This is a genomic window from Rhizobium sp. NXC14 (assembly GCF_002117485.1).
GTDB lineage: Bacteria > Pseudomonadota > Alphaproteobacteria > Rhizobiales > Rhizobiaceae > Rhizobium.
Map to the genome: position 1 here is coordinate 3,760,857 of NZ_CP021030.1, position 18,150 is coordinate 3,779,006.

Annotated in this window: 17 protein-coding genes; 8 read left to right on the forward strand and 9 right to left on the reverse strand. The window is 62.1% G+C overall.

What is annotated here, in order from left to right; all coding sequences use genetic code 11:
• Window positions 1-166 precede the first annotated feature (166 nt).
• The 3 genes from NXC14_RS18400 to NXC14_RS18410 all read left to right on the forward strand — a co-directional run bounded on the left by NXC14_RS18400 (window position 167) and on the right by NXC14_RS18410 (window position 2,705).
• The gene (locus NXC14_RS18400; protein ID WP_085779356.1) at window positions 167-1,447 is read left to right on the forward strand and encodes an MFS transporter; all 1,281 of its coding nucleotides are present in this window, start codon (window positions 167-169) and stop codon (window positions 1,445-1,447) included.
• A gap of 160 nt (window positions 1,448-1,607) precedes the next feature.
• Window positions 1,608-1,799 (forward strand): DUF1192 domain-containing protein, encoded by a 192-nt coding sequence (locus tag NXC14_RS18405; protein WP_085780186.1) that lies wholly within the window; start codon window positions 1,608-1,610, stop codon window positions 1,797-1,799.
• 390 nt (window positions 1,800-2,189) lie between these two features.
• Window positions 2,190-2,705, forward strand: a complete 516-nt coding sequence (locus NXC14_RS18410) for a DUF1465 family protein (RefSeq protein WP_085779357.1) — start codon at window positions 2,190-2,192, stop codon at window positions 2,703-2,705.
• Window positions 2,706-2,840: 135 nt separating this feature from the next.
• Here NXC14_RS18410 and rpmE read toward each other — a convergent pair whose 3' ends face one another.
• A complete protein-coding gene (gene rpmE / locus NXC14_RS18415) occupies window positions 2,841-3,062 on the reverse strand; it encodes a 50S ribosomal protein L31 (RefSeq protein WP_003566413.1) in 222 nt (73 codons plus the stop codon).
• A 192-nt stretch (window positions 3,063-3,254) separates the two neighbouring features.
• Here rpmE and NXC14_RS18420 point away from each other — a divergent pair, with 192 nt between their 5' ends.
• The 5 genes from NXC14_RS18420 to NXC14_RS18440 all read left to right on the forward strand — a co-directional run bounded on the left by NXC14_RS18420 (window position 3,255) and on the right by NXC14_RS18440 (window position 8,371).
• Complete coding sequence (locus NXC14_RS18420; RefSeq protein ID WP_085780187.1) at window positions 3,255-5,057, forward strand: ABC transporter transmembrane domain-containing protein; 1,803 nt, start codon at window positions 3,255-3,257, stop codon at window positions 5,055-5,057.
• Between the two features lie 140 nt (window positions 5,058-5,197).
• Window positions 5,198-6,190: a tripartite tricarboxylate transporter substrate binding protein gene (locus tag NXC14_RS18425; protein WP_085779358.1), complete on the forward strand. Its 993-nt coding sequence runs from the start codon at window positions 5,198-5,200 to the stop codon at window positions 6,188-6,190.
• Window positions 6,191-6,334: 144 nt separating this feature from the next.
• On the forward strand, window positions 6,335-6,523 hold the full coding sequence (locus NXC14_RS18430) for a YegP family protein (protein WP_085779359.1): 189 nt from the start codon (window positions 6,335-6,337) through the stop codon (window positions 6,521-6,523).
• Between the two features lie 251 nt (window positions 6,524-6,774).
• A complete protein-coding gene (locus tag NXC14_RS18435; protein WP_085779360.1) occupies window positions 6,775-7,113 on the forward strand; it encodes a YciI family protein in 339 nt (112 codons plus the stop codon).
• Between the two features lie 7 nt (window positions 7,114-7,120).
• On the forward strand, window positions 7,121-8,371 hold the full coding sequence (locus NXC14_RS18440; protein WP_085779361.1) for a DUF6596 domain-containing protein: 1,251 nt from the start codon (window positions 7,121-7,123) through the stop codon (window positions 8,369-8,371).
• On the opposite strand, the gene NXC14_RS18445 is transcribed toward NXC14_RS18440, so the two are convergent.
• The 8 genes from NXC14_RS18445 to NXC14_RS18480 all read right to left on the reverse strand — a co-directional run bounded on the left by NXC14_RS18445 (window position 8,372) and on the right by NXC14_RS18480 (window position 18,025).
• Complete coding sequence (locus NXC14_RS18445) at window positions 8,372-9,403, reverse strand: peptidoglycan -binding protein (RefSeq protein ID WP_085779362.1); 1,032 nt, start codon at window positions 9,401-9,403, stop codon at window positions 8,372-8,374.
• A 3-nt stretch (window positions 9,404-9,406) separates the two neighbouring features.
• Complete coding sequence (locus NXC14_RS18450) at window positions 9,407-10,510, reverse strand: MotA/TolQ/ExbB proton channel family protein (RefSeq protein ID WP_085779363.1); 1,104 nt, start codon at window positions 10,508-10,510, stop codon at window positions 9,407-9,409.
• Between the two features lie 112 nt (window positions 10,511-10,622).
• Entirely contained in the window at window positions 10,623-11,423 is an 801-nt protein-coding gene (locus NXC14_RS18455) for an inositol monophosphatase family protein (protein ID WP_085779364.1), read from the reverse strand.
• A 199-nt stretch (window positions 11,424-11,622) separates the two neighbouring features.
• A complete protein-coding gene (locus NXC14_RS18460) occupies window positions 11,623-12,720 on the reverse strand; it encodes a chemotaxis response regulator protein-glutamate methylesterase (RefSeq protein WP_085779365.1) in 1,098 nt (365 codons plus the stop codon).
• Between the two features lie 8 nt (window positions 12,721-12,728).
• Window positions 12,729-13,583, reverse strand: a complete 855-nt coding sequence (locus NXC14_RS18465; RefSeq protein WP_085779366.1) for a CheR family methyltransferase — start codon at window positions 13,581-13,583, stop codon at window positions 12,729-12,731.
• 29 nt (window positions 13,584-13,612) lie between these two features.
• Window positions 13,613-14,095, reverse strand: coding sequence for a chemotaxis protein CheW (locus NXC14_RS18470; protein WP_198175467.1), 483 nt, complete (start codon window positions 14,093-14,095; stop codon window positions 13,613-13,615).
• Window positions 14,092-15,897 carry a methyl-accepting chemotaxis protein gene (locus NXC14_RS18475; RefSeq protein ID WP_085779367.1) on the reverse strand — a complete coding sequence of 602 codons (1,806 nt, stop codon included), beginning with the start codon at window positions 15,895-15,897 and terminating at the stop codon, window positions 14,092-14,094. Before NXC14_RS18475 ends, NXC14_RS18470 begins: the two co-directional genes overlap by 4 nt.
• 205 nt (window positions 15,898-16,102) lie before the next feature.
• On the reverse strand, window positions 16,103-18,025 hold the full coding sequence (locus tag NXC14_RS18480) for a methyl-accepting chemotaxis protein (protein WP_085779368.1): 1,923 nt from the start codon (window positions 18,023-18,025) through the stop codon (window positions 16,103-16,105).
• Window positions 18,026-18,150: the final 125 nt, after the last annotated feature.

Here is an 18,150-nt window from a genome sequence, read left to right on the forward strand (position 1 = left end):
TTTTTCCGTTTTTCGGAATGTCACAGGACGGACATTTTTCCGCGCGAACAAGAGGATCTCGACACGCCGTAAAGACATTCCGGGGCACAATCAATCATCTTGAGACTGGGCTGACTGAGGTCGTGCCTTATGTCCATCGTAAATCGTTAAGACCGAGTCTGGGGAAATGAAGAGAAATCTGCTGTCTGTCGCTGCGCTGCTGTTTGGCACGCTCTTCCTTTTCATGGGCAATGGTCTGCAGGGCATCCTGCTTCCCGTGCGCGGCAATCTCGAAGGCTATGCCACGACGACGCTCGGCCTGCTCGGCACCTCATGGGCGGGCGGCTTCGTCATCGGCTGCCTGGTGGCGCCGAAACTGGTGCACCGCGTCGGCCATGTCAGAGCCTTCTCCGGCTTCATCTCGATCATCGCCATCATCGCACTGGTCAGCGGCATCATCATCGATCCGTTCTGGTGGGTGATCCTGCGTGCGGTGACTGGCTTCTCCACCGCCGGCACGTCCATGATCATCGAAAGCTGGCTGAACGAGCGCGCCAGCAACGAGAGCCGTGGCGCGATTTTCTCGCTCTATATCGGCATCACCCTGCTCGGCGTCGTCGGCGGCCAGATGATGATCCCGCTCGAAGATGTGCGCACGCCGGTGCTGTTCATGATCTGTGGCATCTTCTATTGCATCGCGATGCTGCCGACGACGCTTTCGACCGCAGCCTCACCGCAGCCGCTAAAAGCTGTGCGCCTCGACCTGCCGGCGCTCTACCGCAATTCGCCCGTGTCCTGCCTCGGCATTCTGCTCGTCGGCATTGCCAACGGCGCTTACGGCACGCTCGGGGCTGTCTTCGGCGCCGGCGCCGGCCTTTCCGACACCAGCATCGCCGTCATGATGAGTTCTACCATCTTCGCCGGCGCGATGATGCAGCTGCCGGCCGGCCGGCTTTCTGATCGCATCGACCGGCGCTACGTGCTCGCCGCCCTGTCGGCGATTGCCGCCATCGCCGGCTTGCTGATCTTTCTGCTTCACCCGACATCCCCTGCCTTGCTGATCGGGCTCGTTGTCCTCTACGGCGCGGTGGCCAACACGCTCTATCCGATTGCTGTGGCTCACGCGAACGACTTCGCGGCGTCGGAGGATTTCGTCAAGGTCTCCGGCGGCCTGCTGCTGCTCTACGGCATCGGCACAGTCATCGGCCCGACGCTCGGCGGCCCGGTCATGTCGGCAATCACCCCGCATGCGCTTTTCCTGGTCACCGCCGTCGCTCATGTGCTGATCACCGTTTACGCCATCATCAGAAGCCGCATCCGCGCGGCCGTCCCAGTCAGCGACCGCGACGCCTATACGACGATCCCGACCGGCACTTCGCCGATGCTGACGCCGCAGAGCATGTCGCTGGCCGATCGCGGCACAGGCAAATCTCCCGAAAGCAGCGATCCTGCTGTAAAGTTCGGTTAGGCCCTCTCTACAAAAGCCGCACTGCGGTTTTCGCCCTGGCTCGGGAAAAATAAAAATGGGGAGGGCGAGGCTGGATTTGGGCCGGATCGACCTAAATTCCGATTCCGTGTCGGCCGCATTTTTCGGCATTATGCTGCCGGCAGCAAAAGGAGGAGAACCGATGAGCTTTATCGATGACGACCGACCGCAGAAGAAAACCGCCCACGAGATCGGCGGCGATCTCTCTATGCTTTCAGTGGATGAGTTGAAGGCGCGAGTGGAATTGCTGAAAACCGAGATCGCCCGGCTCGAAGCTGAAGCTAGTCGCAAGGCATCCGGGCGACAGGCCGCTGAAAGCTTCTTCCGCTCGTGATCCGCTAAAAGCCTCCGAAAACAAGAGCATGGGCAGGAAAATGAGCCAGCCTCAAGTCTTCATTCGGCACAATGTTAATAAAATATTAAGCTTTATGAGGTATTACTGTACTCATCCAGGCTTTCTCTGGATCTCAGACAGTTTTCCAAGCGGTGAATTGGTCTGATTTTTCTCCCTGTTTTACCTTGAGAGCCGCTTTTGCGGCTCTTCTTTTTGCTGCGGCCGGCGCACTTCCATGAAACTGTGGAGATTAACCCTTTCTTAAGAAACGGCTTGCGCATTTCCGCTAATGATACCATCTTAAAGTCATAAAGACCGGACGCGGAAACTTTTCCGTCAACCCCGGCGTTACCTGACCATAAGTAGCTGCGTGCAACAGGGACTATTGCGATGTCGGAAGTTGGATTGAACACAATCAGTTTTGCGGGCCGCGCGGCTGCATCCTCTCAGTTCAAGGCACTCTATGGCGAAGGCATGTCGCTGGTCGAAGAGACCGCCGCCTATCTTGACGGCCAAGGCCGCGCAGCCTCCAAGGTTCTGCCGCGCATGGCATCCGTCCTCTACGCCGCGGAATCGATGCGGCTGACCACCCGCCTGATGCAGATGGCTTCGTGGCTGCTGTTGCAGCGCGCCGTCAACAATGGCGAGATGTCGCGCGACCAGGTGCTGGCCGAGAAGAACAAGGTCCGCCTCGACGGTTTCAACGTCGACCGCGCAGCACCCGGCTGGGGCGATCTGCCGGAATCGTTCCGAGACCTCGTCGAGCGCTCCCTGCGCCTGCAGAACCGCATCGCGCTGCTGGATCGCGAAATCTATCGTCCGGCCGAAGCCGTGATCGTTCATGACAATCAGAACAGCGTCCAGGCGCAGCTTTCGCTGCTGCAGACGGCCTTCGGCAACAACTGACCAGAGCTGCTAAATCCATTTGGGCCGGCTGCGCAGTGCGCGGCCGGTTTTTTGTTGCCGCTGCGCATCGTTCCGCCAACGCAAAAAAGCCCGGCAGAACCGGGCTCCTTGCGAAACGTCGTCAAGCAGAAGCGATTAGAGACCGAGGCCGCCGAAACGCTTGTTGAACTTGGAAACGCGGCCGCCGCGGTCCATGAGCTGCTGGTTGCCGCCCGTCCAGGCCGGATGCGACTTGGAATCGATTTCGAGGTTCATGACAGCGCCTTCCGAACCCCAGGTCGAGCGGGTTTCGTATTCGGTGCCATCGGTCATGACTACCTTGATCATGTGATAGTCGGGATGGATGCCTGCCTTCATAACAATCTTCCTGCGATACCGGAGTTCAATTTGCCGCATGCAGTTGCGGCCACCGAACCGATTGAATAAATGAAGCCGCAGTCGTGATGGCTACGGCTTCCCATTAGGATGCGGTGCCTATACATGAAGGACGCCGGGATAACAAGAGCCAACAGGCCGCATCAGCGGGTCCTGCAGGCGATCGGAGACGATTTGGCAGAACAGGCACGGGCTGAGGAAAACAGAAGGCGGTCGCTGCGGCCACTCGGCAGGCTGATGCCTTATGTCATGCGTTATCGCGGGCTGGTGGCCGGCGCCCTGATTTCACTGGCGCTCGCCGCCATGACCTCGCTGGCGCTGCCGCTCGCCGTGCGCCGCATGATCGACCACGGCTTCACCCAATCCGACGGCAGCTTCATCAACAGCTACTTCGCTATGCTGATGGTCATGGCCGTCGTGCTCGCGATCGCGAGCGCGTTGCGTTATTATTTCGTCATCACCATAGGCGAACGCATCGTCGCCGATCTTCGCCGCGACGTCTTTAACCATGTGACACGGCTGTCGCCCTCCTTCTTCGACGTCAACCAGTCCGGAGAGATCGTCTCGCGGCTGACCGCCGATACGACGCAGATCAAGTCCGCCGTCGGCGCCACCGCCTCGGTGGCGCTTAGGAATCTCATTCTCTGTCTCGGCGCCTTGGGCATGATGGTCGTCACTTCGCCGAAACTGTCGAGCCTCGTCATCGGAGCGATCCCGCTGATCGTCTTCCCGCTCGTCGCCTTCGGCCGCTCGGTGCGCAGGCGTTCCCGCGCCGCTCAGGACACGCTTGCCGAAGCGTCCGCCTTCGCCAACGAGACGATCGCCGCGACCCGTACGGTACAGGCCTTCAACGGCGAGGACGCCGCAGCGAGACGTTACGCCGGCGCCGTCGAATCCGCCTACGAGGCCGCCCGCGCCGCCATCCGCTCGCGCGCACTCTTGACCGGCATCGCCATCACGCTGATCTTCGGCAGCGTCGTCGCCGTGCTTTGGGTCGGCGCCCACAGCGTGCTGGCCGGCACGCTGTCTGCCGGCACGCTCGGCCAGTTCCTGCTTTATGCCGTCATCTCCGCGGGATCGCTCGGCGCGCTGTCGGAGGTCTGGGGCGAACTCTCGCAGGCGGCCGGCGCCGCCGACCGGCTGACCGAACTCCTCGACGAGGTGTCGCCGATATCAGCCCCCGCCAACCCCGAGGCTCTCCCTTCGCCCAGCCGCGGCCGCGTCGAGTTTTCCGACGTGCATTTCGCCTATCCCTCGCGCCCCGGCAGATCGGCCCTGCATGGCTTGGACTTCGCTGTCTCGCCGGGCGAAACCGTCGCGATTGTCGGCCCCTCCGGCGCCGGCAAGACCACAGTCTTTTCGCTGCTCTTGCGCTTCTACGATCCGCAGCAGGGCAGCGTGGCGATCGATGGTGTCGATGCGAGGCTGGCGACACCTGACGAGTTGCGCCAGCGCATCGCCATCGTGCCGCAGGACGTCACCATTTTCGCCGCATCGATCCATGATAACATAGCTTTCGGCCGCCCTGGTGCATCGCGTGAGGAAGTCCGCGCCGCAGCGCTTGCCGCCCAGGCCGACGAATTCATCGCCCGGCTGGATAACGGCTATGAGACCGAGGTCGGCGAACGAGGCGTCACCCTCTCCGGCGGCCAGCGACAGCGCATCGCCATTGCCCGCGCCATCCTGAAGAACGCGCCCGTGCTGCTGCTCGACGAGGCGACCTCAGCGCTTGACGCCGAAAGCGAGACGCTGGTGCAGAAGGCGCTCGACGGCTTGGTTGACGGTCGCACGACACTGGTCATCGCCCATCGCCTGGCGACGGTGCTGAAGGCCGACCGAATCCTCGTCATGGACAAGGGCCGCGTCGTCGAGGAAGGCACGCATCAGAGCCTGATCCGCCAGGGCGGCATCTATGCCCGGTTGGCGCGCCTGCAATTCGACGCCGCCAATGAGGATGTGCTCGCTCCTGCCAAATAACGGGTACGCGCTTCTCCACCGATAGCGACTAAAGTCTCACGCCGACCACACCTCCCTGCGGTTGTCTTTCCCGCCTCCTGCCCTACCCTCTTCATGCCCCTGGGTGGGGATTGCTGTTGAAATCGTGGGAGGAGATAGGAATGGCGCTTTCCGACATGACGCGACGCACGGGGCTCGCGCTCATTCTTGGCCTGACTGCAATGCTGGGGTTCAGCAGCTCTGCTGTTGCTGCAGATTTTCCCGATCGTCCGATCACCATGGTCGTGCCCTTTGCAGCCGGCGGCTCGACCGATGTCGTCGCCCGTATCGTCGCGCAGAAGATGTCCGAGGATCTCGGCCAGCAGGTCATCGTCCAGAATGTCGCCGGTGCCGGCGGCAATCTCGGGGCCGGCAACGTCGCCCGCGCCGAGCCTGATGGCTACACCATTCTGATGGGCACCGTTGCGACCCACGCCCTCAATCCGCTGATCCTCAAATCGACGCCCTACGACCCGGAGAAGGATTTCGCGCCGGTCTCCCTGCTCGTCGTCGTGCCGAACGTGCTGGTCGTCAATCCGGAATTGCCGGCAAAAACGGTGCAGGAACTGGTCGCGCTGCTGAAAGCCGAGCCCGATAGATACAGTTACGCCTCGTCCGGCAACGGCACGCCGCTGCATCTCTCCGGCGAACTCTTCAAGTCAATGGCCGGCGTCAGCATGCAGCATATCCCCTATAAGGGCGCCGGTCCGGCATTGAACGATGTCATCGGCAACCAGGTGCCGATCATGTTCGACAACCTGCCCTCCTCCTCCAGCCACATCAAGGCGGGCACGCTGAGGGCGCTGGCGGTGACCACCGCCGAGCGCGCGCCCTCCTTCCCCGATGTGCCCACGATCGCCGAGTCGGGCATACCGGGCTACGAGACCTATACCTGGAACGCGCTTTTTGCCCCAGCCAACACGCCGGGCGAGGTGGTGACGCGCCTCAACGCCTCGGCGAACAAGGCGCTCAAAGACCCGGCCGTTGCCGCACGCATGAAGGAATTCAGCGCCACCATCGTCGGCTCGACGCCCGAGGAACTTTCCGCCCACGTGAAGGCTGAGCTCGCCAAATGGGGGCCGGTCGTCAAGGGCGCAAACATCCAGATGGAATGATGCGAGGACATTTGCCCGGTATCTTCCGCAGCGCTGATTAGCACCAGGTTGAACTCAATCCTCATTAAGGCAGTGGAAAAGCTCGGCATTTTGATCTAGCCTCCTCGACGCTGATGGTGCAATTCAGCGTTTCGGGAGACATCCATGTATAAATTCGAAGTCTACAAGGATAAATCAGGCGAATTCCGTTTCCGCTTCAAGGCATCGAACGGGGAAACCATGTTCAGCTCCGAGGGCTACAAGGCGAAGGCGTCCGCCCTGAATGCCATCGAGTCCATCAAGAAGAATACCTCCGGCGCCGAGATCGTCGACCAGACGAAGGCCGAAGGCTGAGCGGCATGGCACGGGCGGCATCAATGCCGCCCTGCTTTTTTGCGCCCTCGAGCGGCGCTGGTGTCTTAGAGACCGGCTCGCCTGTTTGTGATTCCCGGCGCGATTTTTCTTTTTCAAATATTTTTTCAAAGCCATGTCGAAACGACCGGCGATCGCGCCTCATTGTCTCGGAACGGCTAGCCGCTCCACCAAGCTCGACGGCTTTCGCCGGCGGTCTGGATCAACGCCAACAACGATATCAGGAGTTTTCCATGCAATATGCCCTCATCATTCGCGAAGCGCCGGAGGATTTCGCCCGCCGTAGCGATCCGGCCTATCGCGACGGCTGGGTTGCTTACACCCAGGCGCTTGTCCAGGCCGGGATCATGACCGGCGGCGCGGGGCTGACAGCCCCCGAGACCGGCACGGTCATACGCCGCAAGGGCGAGGATCACGATGTTCAGGACGGTCCCTATCCGGAAGGCAAGGAGCAGCTCGGCGGCTTCTATCTGATCGAGGTCCCGGACATCGACACCGCGCTCGAATGGGCTACCCGTATTCCTATCTCCGACAAGGGTTCGGTCGAGGTGCGCCCGCGCCTGCAGATGTGAGGCGGCAATGCCGCCCGATGCCGGACGCGCCGCCGAACAAGTGGCGCGACAGTCCTATGGCAGGCTGATCGCCTTTCTCGCCGCCCGCTCGCGCGACGTGCCGGCGGCAGAAGACGCATTGTCGGAAGCGCTGGCTTCGGCCCTGCACGTCTGGGCGGAGTGCGGCATTCCCGCCAATCCGGAAGCCTGGCTGCTGGTGGCCGCCCGCCGCAATTTGATGCAGGCGGCCCGGCACCGCACCGTCGAGGCCAACGCACAAACGACGATATCACTCGCCCTCGAGGAAGCGGAGGCACGAATGAACGAGGCCGGCAATTCCGTCTTTCCCGATGAACGGCTGAAGCTACTCTTCGCCTGCACCCATCCTGCCATCGACAGCTCCGTGCATACGGCGCTGATGCTGCAAGCGATTCTCGGCATCGAAGCCAGAACCATCGCCCGGGCCTTCGTCGTTTCAGCGGAAGCGATGAGCCAGCGGCTGGTGCGGGCCAAGGTGAAGATCCGTGATGCCGGCATTCCCTTCACCATACCACCTCGGCCCGCGCTGCCTGGGCGGCTTGCCGCCGTGCTTTCGGCGGTCTACGCCGCCTACGGCCTCGGATGGGATGGTCTCGATGGCGAGGAAGCGCACCATTCGCTTGCCGGCGAAGCGATCTGGCTCGGCCGGGCGCTTCTGACGGTACTTCCGGATGAGCCGGAAGCGATCGGCCTTCTCTCGCTGATGCTTCACTGCGAAGCCCGCCGTAGCGCCCGGCGCGACGGCAACGGGCGTTATGTGCCGCTGGACGAGCAGGATCCGGCCGGCTGGGACGCCACCATGATCGCGGAGGCGGACGCGCTGCTGCGCAAGGCCGGAAGCTTCAACCGTTTCGGCCCCTATCAGTGCCAGGCGGCGATTCAATCGGTGCATGCGGCGCGCCGCCTTTCGGGAGTGACCGACTGGCAGGCGCTGACGACGCTCTATGCCGCGTTGCTGACGATGAAGCCGACACTCGGCGCGCGCGTCGCCCAAGCGGCGGTGATCGGCCGGGCTTTAAGCCCCGCCGAAGGCCTGACCCTGCTCGACAGGATCGATCCGCGCGCGATCGCTGCCTATCAGCCCTACTGGGCCGTACGTGCCTTTCTTCTGGCACGAACGGGCGACGATGCGGCCGCGGCCGATGCCTACATGACGGCGATTGGCCTCAGCGACAGCCCCTCTGTCCGAACCTTTCTCGTCGATCGGCTCGCCGAAGCGCGGCGGACGACATCAGGCTGATCATTTCTCGGTGAGCTTCAGCTCGATGCGGCGGTTCGTGGAACGGGCGTCCGGGGCATCGCCGGGTGCGATCGGCTGAAATTCGCCGAAGCCCGCGGCAACGAGCCGGTCCGCCGGCACACCCTGGCCGATCAGGAATTTGACGACCGAAATCGCGCGTGCCGAGGAAAGCTCCCAATTGTCGCGATAGCGGCCCGTTCCCGCAAGCGGCACATTGTCGGTATGGCCGTCAACGCGCAAAACCCAGTTGATCTCCGGCGGAATTTCTTTGGCGAGGTCGAGCAACGCCGCGGCAAGCTTCGCCATCTCCCCCTGCCCTTCAGGGTTGAGATCGGCGCTGCCCGAGGGAAACAGCACTTCGGACTGGAAGACAAACCGATCGCCGACGATACGAATGTTCTCGCGATCCGAAAGGATTTCACGCAGGCGACCGAAGAAGTCGGAGCGGTAGCGATTCAGTTCCTGCACGCGCGCCGCCAGCGCCACGTTGAGGCGACTGCCGAGATCGGCGATCTTGGTCTGCGAGACCCGGTCCTTCTCCTCGGATGCCTGCAGCGCCGCTTCGACCGCGGCGATCTGGCTGCGGAGTGCGGCGATCTGCTGGTTCAAGAGTTCGACCTGGCTCAGCGCCCGTTCGCTCACCTGCTTCTGCTCGTCGAGCTCCTGCGTCATGGCGCCGATCCGCTTCTGAGCCGCATCCTGGCCGCCCGAGCCGGCGTTCAGCAGCGCCTGAAGCCGTGAGCGTTCCCCTTCGGCAGTCGCGAGCGAAGCCTGCAGGTTGGCGACAGAATCCTGGAGATCCTGATTGCTACCCTTTTCGAGCGCCAGAAGCTGCGTCAGCTCGTTGATTTGGCTATTGAGCCGATTGAGCACCTCGTCGCGCCCGGTGATTTCGCGGCTTAGGATGAACTGCCCGACGACGAAGACGGTCAGCAGGAACATGATCGAAATGAGCAGCGTCGACAACGCATCGACGAAGCCCGGCCAGTAATCCACCGTGCGTTCGCGGCGGCGGTTGCGGGCAAGTGCCATGGCTTACTTGCCCTCGCTCTTTTCTGCATGGCTCGTGCGCTCGCGCAGCCGCTCGGACCGCTCGCCGCCCCGCTCCTGCAGGCCGATGCGCTCGGCCAGCCGGTCGAGCGTCCGGCGCATGGCTTTCGCCTCGTCCTGCTGCGCCTCGATCCAGTCACGCAGCATCTGCTGCTCGTTGCGCATATTCTTGACCAGACCCTGAATGCCTTCGGCAAGGCTTGCCATGGCAGCGACAGAGCGCTGGTTGCCGACACCGCCTTCTTCGGAGACCTTGCGCAGATACTCGGAAAGTGCGCGCATGTCGTCCGAGGAAGACCCGGCAACGGCGTCGAGCGCCGGCGCAAGATCGGAGCCGACATCGGTGACCGAGGAGAGCCAGTTTTCCAACTCCGTATAGAAGCGATTCTGCGCGCGCCCGGCCTGCAGGTCGAGGAAGCCGAGAATGAGCGAACCGGAGAGGCCGAGCAGCGACGACGAGAAGGCCTGCCCCATGCCGGAAAGCGGCATGGAAAGTCCCTCCTTCAGCGCCGAGAGCACGTCTCCCGTGCCGTTCGAGCCGGGATCGAGCGACTGGATGACGGCGCTGATCGAGCCGATTGTGCCGATGAGACCCCAGAACGTGCCGAGCAGGCCGAGGAATACCAGGAGGCCGATCAGGTAGCGCGAAACGTCACGCGATTCGTCGAGGCGGGTGGCGATCGAATCCAAAATCGAACGCAGCGCCGTCGTCGACAGCGCCAGCGAGCTCTTGCGGCTGCCGATCAGCGCCCGCATCGGCGCAAGCAGCCGCGGGTTACGGTTGACCTTATCCGCGCTGCCGGCAGCGCGGAAGGAGTTGAACCAGCGCACTTCGGGGCGAAGCGCCAGCACGTGATTGAAAACAAGGACGATTCCGACTGCGAGAACGCCGAGGATCAGGCCGTTGAGGCCCGGATTGTGCATGAAGGCGGTTTGCGTCTGCCGAAAGAGGATCGCGGCAATGAACCCGACAATGACGAGGAAAAGCAGCATCGTCCAAAGGAAGGGCATGGGGCTCGAGAGCCTGTAGGTATAACCGCCGGCCGTCTTTTCGGTGGAGCCGATCTCCGCCACATTCACATTTTCCATAGGTCCAGCAGCCTCCGAACTCATTGCTGGCGGAGACTAGAGCAACATTGTGCCGAATTGAAGTATGCCGTGGCGAAAACCGTGACTTTACAACAGCCGGATTTTTATGCGCTCACTTGGCGGGAATCGGCCGCTTGATGACCTCGATCAGCGCCTTATGGACATGTTCGTTGCCGGCGACGATCGCGCCGCCCTCCAGAATGGCCGTTCCGCCATCCCAGTCGGTGGCGAAGCCGCCGGCTTCGCGGATGAGCAGGATACCGGCTGCCATGTCCCAGGGCGCAAGCTCCGCCTCCCAGAAGCCGTCGAAACGTCCGGCGGCGACATGGGCGAGATCGAGGGTCGGTGCGCCCAGGCGGCGGATGCCGGCCACTTCGCCCATCACGTGGCGCAGTTCGACCAGGAACTTGCCGTGATTGCGCTTGCCGAGCGCGGGCACACCGCAACCGATGACGCAATCCGACAGCACGCGGCGCGCAGCGACGCGCAGGCGCCGGTCGTTGAGGAAAGCGCCGCCGCCGCGCTCGGCAGTATAAAGTTCGTCGGTCGCCGGATTGAAGACGACGGCGGCAACGATCTCGCCATTGCGCTCGAGCGCAATCGAGACAGCGAAGGCCGGGATGCCATGCAGGAAGTTCGTCGTGCCGTCGAGCGGGTCGACGATCCAGCGATGCGCGCCGTCGGTGCCCTTGATCTCTTCGCTTTCCTCGCCGAGGAAGCCATAGGTCGGACGCGCCTTCATCAGCTCTTCCCTGACGATCTTCTCGGCCTTGCGGTCGGCGGCGGAAACGAAATCGCCCGGTCCCTTCACCGAAACCTGCAGGTTCTGCACTTCGCCGAAATCACGCCCCAGCGATTTTCCTGCCTTGAGAGCAGCCTGAACCATGACATTGAGAAGAGCTGAACGGGCCATCGGCGCATTTCCTTGGGACTGATACGGGACGCGCGCTGCCAGGGGCGGGAAATGTCCCTGAACATGTATGACAGGCAGCGCTAGCAAAGATTGGCGGCCTCAAGACCACAAAATCGCGGAAATTTCAAGGGGAGGCACGCATGGCTGCCCGCAGGCCGGAAAAGCATGGCCTTATTTGCCATCGGATCCAGAACCGGCCTCAGAACTTCTGCTGCGTTATCAGGACTTCGCGGGCGATCTGATCGAGCGGCAGAATGCGGTCGACGCCGCCTTTTGCAATCGCCTCCTTCGGCATGCCGAAGACAACCGAACTCGCCTCGTCCTGCGCCACGGTATAGGCGCCGGCTTCATGCATCTCCAGCATGCCGCGCGCACCGTCGTCGCCCATACCCGTCATGATGATCCCCATGGCGTTCGAGCCAGCCGAGCGCGCCGCCGAACGGAAGAGCACGTCGACGGAAGGCCGGTGGCGGGAGACCAGCGGCCCGGTCTTCACGCTCACATAATAGCGCGCACCCTGGCGTTCGAGCAGCGTGTGCTTGTCACCGGGCGCGATCAGCACATGGCCGCGCAGCACCGGATCGCCATCGACGGCCTCCTTGACCTCGATCTCGCAGAGCCCGTTCAGGCGCTTGGCGAAGGCGGCTGTGAATTTCTCCGGCATATGCTGGACGATCACCATGCCGGGCGCATTGGCCGGCAGCTCCTCCAGGAATTCGCGCAACGCTTCGGTTCCGCCGGTGGAGGCGCCGACGCAGACGACCATCTCCGTCGTCTTCGCCATGGCGCGGCCCGTTGGCGGCGGCAGCATGGCATCGGCCGTCAGCTTCCTGGCCGGTCCCTCGGCGGAAGCGGAACGAATGGTTCCGGCGGCACGGCGCGCGATGGAAAGTCGCGCGTGCGAGGCGCTCTTGACGACTTCGCGAATGCGCATCGCATCATCAGCAAGACCGTCGGCGGCGCCGATCTTCGATTTCAGAATGACGTCGACGGCGCCCGCCTCCAGCGCCTGGATCAGCGTTTCCGAGCCCGCTTCCGTCAGCGACGAACACATCACGACCGGGATCGGCCGCTGCGACATCAGTTTGCGCAGGAAGGTGATGCCGTCCATGCGCGGCATCTCCACGTCGAGCGTGATGACGTCGGGAATCTCCTCCTGCAGCCTCCGCGCCGCCACGAAAGGATCGGACGCCACTGCCATGATCTCGATATCAGGATCCTGCTCCAGCACATGAGCCAGCGTCTGCCGGACGCTGGCGGAATCGTCGATGATGAGAACCCGGATTTTCTTGCGCATGAATGCCTCTAGATACGCTGAAACACCGTATTCGAGACCTGCTTCAGCGGCAGGTCGAAGCCGGTGATCGATTCGGAATGACCGATGAACAGATAGCCGCCCTTCGCCAGGCAATCGCAGAGGCGGCTGAGCACGCCCGCCTGGGTCTGCTTGTCGAAGTAGATCAGCACGTTGCGGCAGAAGATGACGTTCATCAAGTCGCCAACCGGATACTTGTCGTCCATCAGGTTCATCCGTGCAAACCCCACTCTGCTGCGCAGCTTCGGGCTTATGCGCACCTCCTTGCGGCCAGACTGCTTGGCGACCAGCACATATTTGCGCTGCAGGTCGCGCGGCACGGGCGCAATCAGGTCTTCCGGATAGATGCCCTGACGCGCCGTCTGCAGCACGTCGGTGGAAAGATCGGTGGCAAGCACGCTATAGGAAACATCCCTGCGGCCTTCCGCGAATTCCGCCAGCACCATTGCGATCGTATAGGGTTCGGCTCCCGTCGAGCAGGCCGAGCTCCAGGTGCGGATGGTGCGCACACCGCTATTGGCGATCGCCGGCAGCGCCACGGTCTGCATATATTCAAAATGCTTGGCTTCCCGGAAGAAGTCGGTCTTGTTGGTCGTCACCACGTCGATGAGGTAGACGGTTTCCTGTGCAAGCCCATCGTGATTGAACAGAAAATCGCAATAATCGTCGAAGGTCGAATGGTTGGTCGCGCGAAGGCGGCGCCTCAGCCGCCCCTCGAGCATCGTCAGCTTGGTCGGCGGCATCTTGATGCCGCTATAGTCGTAGATGAACTGGGCAAGCTTGTCGAAATTGCGCTTGCTGATCCGGTCGCCCGGCAATTGGGTTTCCACAGCTGCGATACTCATAGAACGCAGAACTCCGATTTGATGCGGCGTCAGGCTGCCGATTGCAGTGCCGAGGCGTCCTCGCGCGACAGGAGTCGTGCAAGATCGATGATGACAACGAAGCCGTTTTCACGGCGAACGACGCCGGCGATATAATCCGAATGCCAGCGCACGCCGATGTCGGGCGCCGCCTCGATCTGGTCGCGCCGGAACGGAGTGACCTCGAAGACGCGGTCGGCGACGAGGCCCAGAGTCAGGAGCCGGCTTTCCATCGGCACGTCGAGCACCAGCACCCGCGTGTGCGGCGTCGGCACGGTCTTGGTCATGCCAAGCTTCAAGCGAAGATCGATGGTCGGCACGCCTTGCCCGCGCACGTTGCGCAGGCCGAGCAGATAGTCGGGACCGTTCGGAATCTTGAAGGCTTCCGCATAGTCGAGGATTTCACGTACGACCTCAACCGGCACGGCGAAAATCTCGTCGCCGAGGCTGAAGGTCACGAATTGCGCTTCCAGAGATGTGGTAGCCATGATCATGCGCTTTCCTTGAATTCAGCGTCCCCATCATCGGGGCCGCCCATGGAGAGATCGAGAGCGAAACCTTTCACCCGCGCCTGTTGACCGGCAACGCTGTTGGCCGGTTTCTTGGCGGCAGGCTTGCGGGCGGAGCCCTGAGCCGGACTGCGGACCGTCATTCTGGCGGCCGGCGTGCGGGACTGGCGGTTGCCGGCCGCATCGACGTTGAAGAAGGCAATCGAGGCCTGCAGTTCCTCGGCCTGGGAGGCAAGTTCTTCGGAGGTCGCAGACATCTGCTCGGAGGCACCGGCATTCTGCTGCGTCACCTTGTCGAGCTGCTGGATCGCTTCATTGATCTGGGCCGCACCGACGTCCTGCTCGCGGCAGGCGGCGCTGATCTCGGCCACGAGTTCGGCCGTCTTACGAATGTCGGGCACCAGGCGGCCGAGCATGTCGCCGGCTTCCTGGGCAGCCTTAACGGTATCGCCCGACATAGAGCTGATTTCGGCCGCCGCCGACTGGCTGCGCTCAGCAAGCTTGCGCACCTCGGAGGCGACGACCGCAAAGCCCTTGCCATGTTCGCCGGCGCGCGCCGCTTCGACGGCGGCGTTCAGCGCCAGCAGGTCGGTCTGGCGGGCGATTTCCTGGACGATGCTGATCTTGTCGGCGATGGTCCGCATCGCCTGCACCGCGCGCGAAACGGCTTCGCCGCTCATTTCCGCATCCTTGGCCGACTGGCGAGCGATCTTTTCTGTCTGGGCAGCATTGTCGGCATTCTGCTTGATATTGGCGGCCATCTCCTCCATTGAGGCGGAAGCCTCTTCGGCGGAGGCTGCCTGTTCGCTGGCACCCTGTGACACCTGTTCGGAGCTTGCCGAAAGTTCCTGGCTGCCGGCCGAGACGTTCTCGGCGGCCGAGATCGCATCGGCGACGACGCCGCGCAGCCGTTCGACCATCTGTTCCAGCGCTATGCCCAGTGTATCCTTCTCCGACAGCGGCTTCGGCGAGACCCTCAGGTCGCCGCCGGCGATTTGAGTAGCGATGTCGGCGGTGGCTCGAAGATTATCGGTCATGACATTGATTGTATTCACGAGATCCCTGATCTCGTCATTACTCTTGATCTCCACCTTCTGGTTTAGGTCGCCGATGGCGACGGCATTGGCAACGTCCATGATCTTGCGCAGGCCGCTGTTGACGCCGAGGCCTATCCACAATGCAGCCGCGAAAGCGATAACTGACGCGCCAACCGCAATGACGATAAGCATGTTCTTGGTAGAGCCATAGAGGACTTCAGTCTCGTTATCAGCCTGTATCATGGCCTTTTGCTGCAGCGAAACAAGCGCCTCGAACACCTCTTCCAGTTCCACGACGACAGCGCGAACCTCTCCTGACGAAAGCGCTGCGGCCCCTGCCCTGTCACCGCTTTCTTGGCTTGCGGCAACTCTGGCGGAACCTTCGCTGAAGCGCTTGGCCAGCTCGATCAGCCTATCCCAGTTAGGTTTGCCCTCGGTGGTTGCGAGCTGTTGACCGCTTGTAGCGAAGGCGAGCATATCATCCGCGCTCTTTGCCGAGTTCTGATAGTTCTTGACCGCTGTTTCGGGATTCATTTCCAGAAGGGCATTCTTCTGCCAGCGAACCGCATTGAGCTCGGCCGTCTTGGCCTCCAGAGCCAGTTCGAGGCTTTTTGCAGGACCGGAGATAAGGCTGCCGACAGCGTCGTTCAGCGAACTGAGACTGATGATGCCATAAATCGCGCTACCCACCAGCAATAGTATGACGACACCAAATGCGGCTGCGAGTTTGAGTTTGATCGTAATACGCATCTCAATATTCCTCTCTGAGAGCGAAGCAATGATGTGGACCGGGCGCGCGGCGTCATGCAGCAAAGAAAGTCCGGCAGGCGAAGACAGGTAAGAAGAATTGGCGGACTTCCGTGGCGACGCCCCCGGGGCGCCGGAATTGCGTCGCGGGCCGTGCTGGCTGGCCCACGATAGTTGCAAGGGAAAGCCGCCTATTCTCTGGGAAGCGTCATGCGCTCTCCCTGAAATCGTCGTCGCCGGCGTCAGGGCCGCCCATCGACAGGTCGAGGGCAAAGCCCTTCACGCGGGCCTGCTGGCCTGCAACGCTGTCGGCGGCCGGCTTCTTGGCCGCCGGCCTGCGAGCGGCAGGGGCCGGGCTACGAACCGTCATCTTGGCGCCCTGTGTGCGATCGCGGCGCCCACCCGCTATATCGACCTTGAAGAAGGCGATCGAGGTCTGCAGTTCTTCCGCCTGCGAAGCGAGCTCTTCGGACGTTGCCGACATCTGTTCGGAGGCGCCGGCGTTCTGCTGCGTCACCTTGTCGAGCTGCTGGATCGCCTCATTGATCTGGGCTGCACCGATATCCTGCTCACGGCAGGCGGCACTGATCTCGGAAACGAGTTCCGCCGTCTTGCGGATATCAGGCACCAGGCGCCCCAGCATTTCGCCGGCTTCCTGGGCGGCTGTCACTGTGTCGCCTGACATGGCGCTGATTTCGGCAGCGGCCGACTGGCTGCGTTCGGCAAGCTTGCGCACTTCCGAGGCCACTACGGCAAAACCTTTACCATGCTCGCCGGCGCGTGCGGCTTCGACGGCAGCGTTGAGAGCCAAGAGGTCGGTCTGACGGGCGATCTCCTGCACGATGCCGATCTTCTGGGCGATCGTGCGCATGGCATCAACCGCTCGGGCGACGGCTTCGCCGCTGGCTTCCGCGTCCTTGGCCGACTGCCGCGCGATTTTCTCGGTCTGGGCGGCATTGTCGGCATTCTGCTTGATGTTGGAAGCCATCTCCTCCATCGAGGCGGAAGCTTCTTCGGCCGAAGCCGCCTGCTCGGTAGCGCCCTGCGACACCTGCTCGGAACTCGATGAGAGCTGCTGGCTGCCAGAGGAGACGTTCTCGGCGGCCGAAATCGCGTCCGCGACCACACCGCGCAACCGCTCGACCATCTGCTCCAGCGCAAGGCCCAGCGCATCCTTGTCGGAAAGTGGCTTCGGAGACACGGTGAGATCGCCATTGGCGATCTGGTTGGCAATCCCCGCCGTGGTCCTCAGATTGGCGATCATGCTCTGCATCGCAATCCCGAGCGAGTCCTTGTCCGAGAGAGGCTTGGCATCGGTGGTCAGATCGCCCGTGGCGATCTGGTCGGCAAGGGCGGCGGTCGCGCGCAGATTGGCGGTCATGGTGTTGACCGTCTCGATGAGGTCCTTGATCTCGTCATTGGTCCTGACGTCGACTTTCTGATTGAGATCGCCGATTGCCACGGCGTTTGCGACGCTCGTGATCTTTCTCAGACCATTGTTGATGCCGAGCGTGATCCACAATGCGGCGCCGAGCGCCACAAGCACGGCGAGCCCGGATGCTGTGGTGAGGATGAGCTTGGTGGAATTGTAAAGATCGCTGTTCGACTGATCGGTCGCTTGCATGCCTTTACGCTGGATCTCGGTGAGGGCTGCGATCGCACCGACCATGTCGCCGGTCATCGCCCGGAGATCGCCAAGTGAAAGCGCCAGGGCGCCTGCCTTGTCACCCCTGACATCGAGTTGCTGCAGCTCGGCGGACTTCTCGCGGAATTTCCCGCCAACGCTCCGCAGCTTCTCCCAATGCGGCTTCCCTTCCGAAGAGGCGATGGCCAAGCCGGCGTCGACAGCGTCGAACATGGCCTGCAGATTCTGATCAGCCTCTTTGTAGAAACCGGCGGCCGCGTCCGGATCGGTGGAAAGCAGAGCGTTCTTCTGAGCCCGAATGGCGTTAACTTCGGCGATGTTGGCGTTCAGCGCCAGTTCCAGCCGGCGCATTGGGCCGTTGATCATGTTGCTGCTCGCCTCGTTCAATGTGCCGAGGCTGAAGCTTCCATAAACCGCAATGCCGATCAGCAGCAGCGTCATGATCCCGAAAGCGAGACCTAATTTCAGTTTGATAGTGAAACGCATGTGATACCCCATTTTATGCGCCAAAACGATTGAATAGAGAGACGTTCCGATCCGGGAACGCCGAACTTCAGAGTGACGTGTCTGAAAGAGGGAAAGCGACTGCATTCACTTCCCGGCAGCCGGAC

Excerpts from the sequence above, each read along its gene's own strand:
- NXC14_RS18400 (WP_085779356.1), top strand. The coding sequence starts at position 167 with ATGAAGAGAAATCTGCTGTCTGTCGCTGCGCTGCTGTTTGGCACGCTC.
- NXC14_RS18405 (WP_085780186.1), top strand. The coding sequence starts at position 1,608 with ATGAGCTTTATCGATGACGACCGACCGCAGAAGAAAACCGCCCACGAG.
- NXC14_RS18410 (WP_085779357.1), top strand. The coding sequence starts at position 2,190 with ATGTCGGAAGTTGGATTGAACACAATCAGTTTTGCGGGCCGCGCGGCT.
- rpmE (WP_003566413.1), bottom strand. The coding sequence starts at position 3,062 with ATGAAGGCAGGCATCCATCCCGACTATCACATGATCAAGGTAGTCATG.
- NXC14_RS18425 (WP_085779358.1), top strand. The coding sequence starts at position 5,198 with ATGGCGCTTTCCGACATGACGCGACGCACGGGGCTCGCGCTCATTCTT.
- NXC14_RS18430 (WP_085779359.1), top strand. The coding sequence starts at position 6,335 with ATGTATAAATTCGAAGTCTACAAGGATAAATCAGGCGAATTCCGTTTC.
- NXC14_RS18435 (WP_085779360.1), top strand. The coding sequence starts at position 6,775 with ATGCAATATGCCCTCATCATTCGCGAAGCGCCGGAGGATTTCGCCCGC.
- NXC14_RS18440 (WP_085779361.1), top strand. The coding sequence starts at position 7,121 with ATGCCGCCCGATGCCGGACGCGCCGCCGAACAAGTGGCGCGACAGTCC.
- NXC14_RS18445 (WP_085779362.1), bottom strand. The coding sequence starts at position 9,403 with ATGGCACTTGCCCGCAACCGCCGCCGCGAACGCACGGTGGATTACTGG.
- NXC14_RS18450 (WP_085779363.1), bottom strand. The coding sequence starts at position 10,510 with ATGGAAAATGTGAATGTGGCGGAGATCGGCTCCACCGAAAAGACGGCC.
- NXC14_RS18455 (WP_085779364.1), bottom strand. The coding sequence starts at position 11,423 with ATGGCCCGTTCAGCTCTTCTCAATGTCATGGTTCAGGCTGCTCTCAAG.
- NXC14_RS18460 (WP_085779365.1), bottom strand. The coding sequence starts at position 12,720 with ATGCGCAAGAAAATCCGGGTTCTCATCATCGACGATTCCGCCAGCGTC.
- NXC14_RS18465 (WP_085779366.1), bottom strand. The coding sequence starts at position 13,583 with ATGAGTATCGCAGCTGTGGAAACCCAATTGCCGGGCGACCGGATCAGC.
- NXC14_RS18470 (WP_198175467.1), bottom strand. The coding sequence starts at position 14,095 with ATGATCATGGCTACCACATCTCTGGAAGCGCAATTCGTGACCTTCAGC.
- NXC14_RS18475 (WP_085779367.1), bottom strand. The coding sequence starts at position 15,897 with ATGCGTATTACGATCAAACTCAAACTCGCAGCCGCATTTGGTGTCGTC.
- NXC14_RS18480 (WP_085779368.1), bottom strand. The coding sequence starts at position 18,025 with ATGCGTTTCACTATCAAACTGAAATTAGGTCTCGCTTTCGGGATCATG.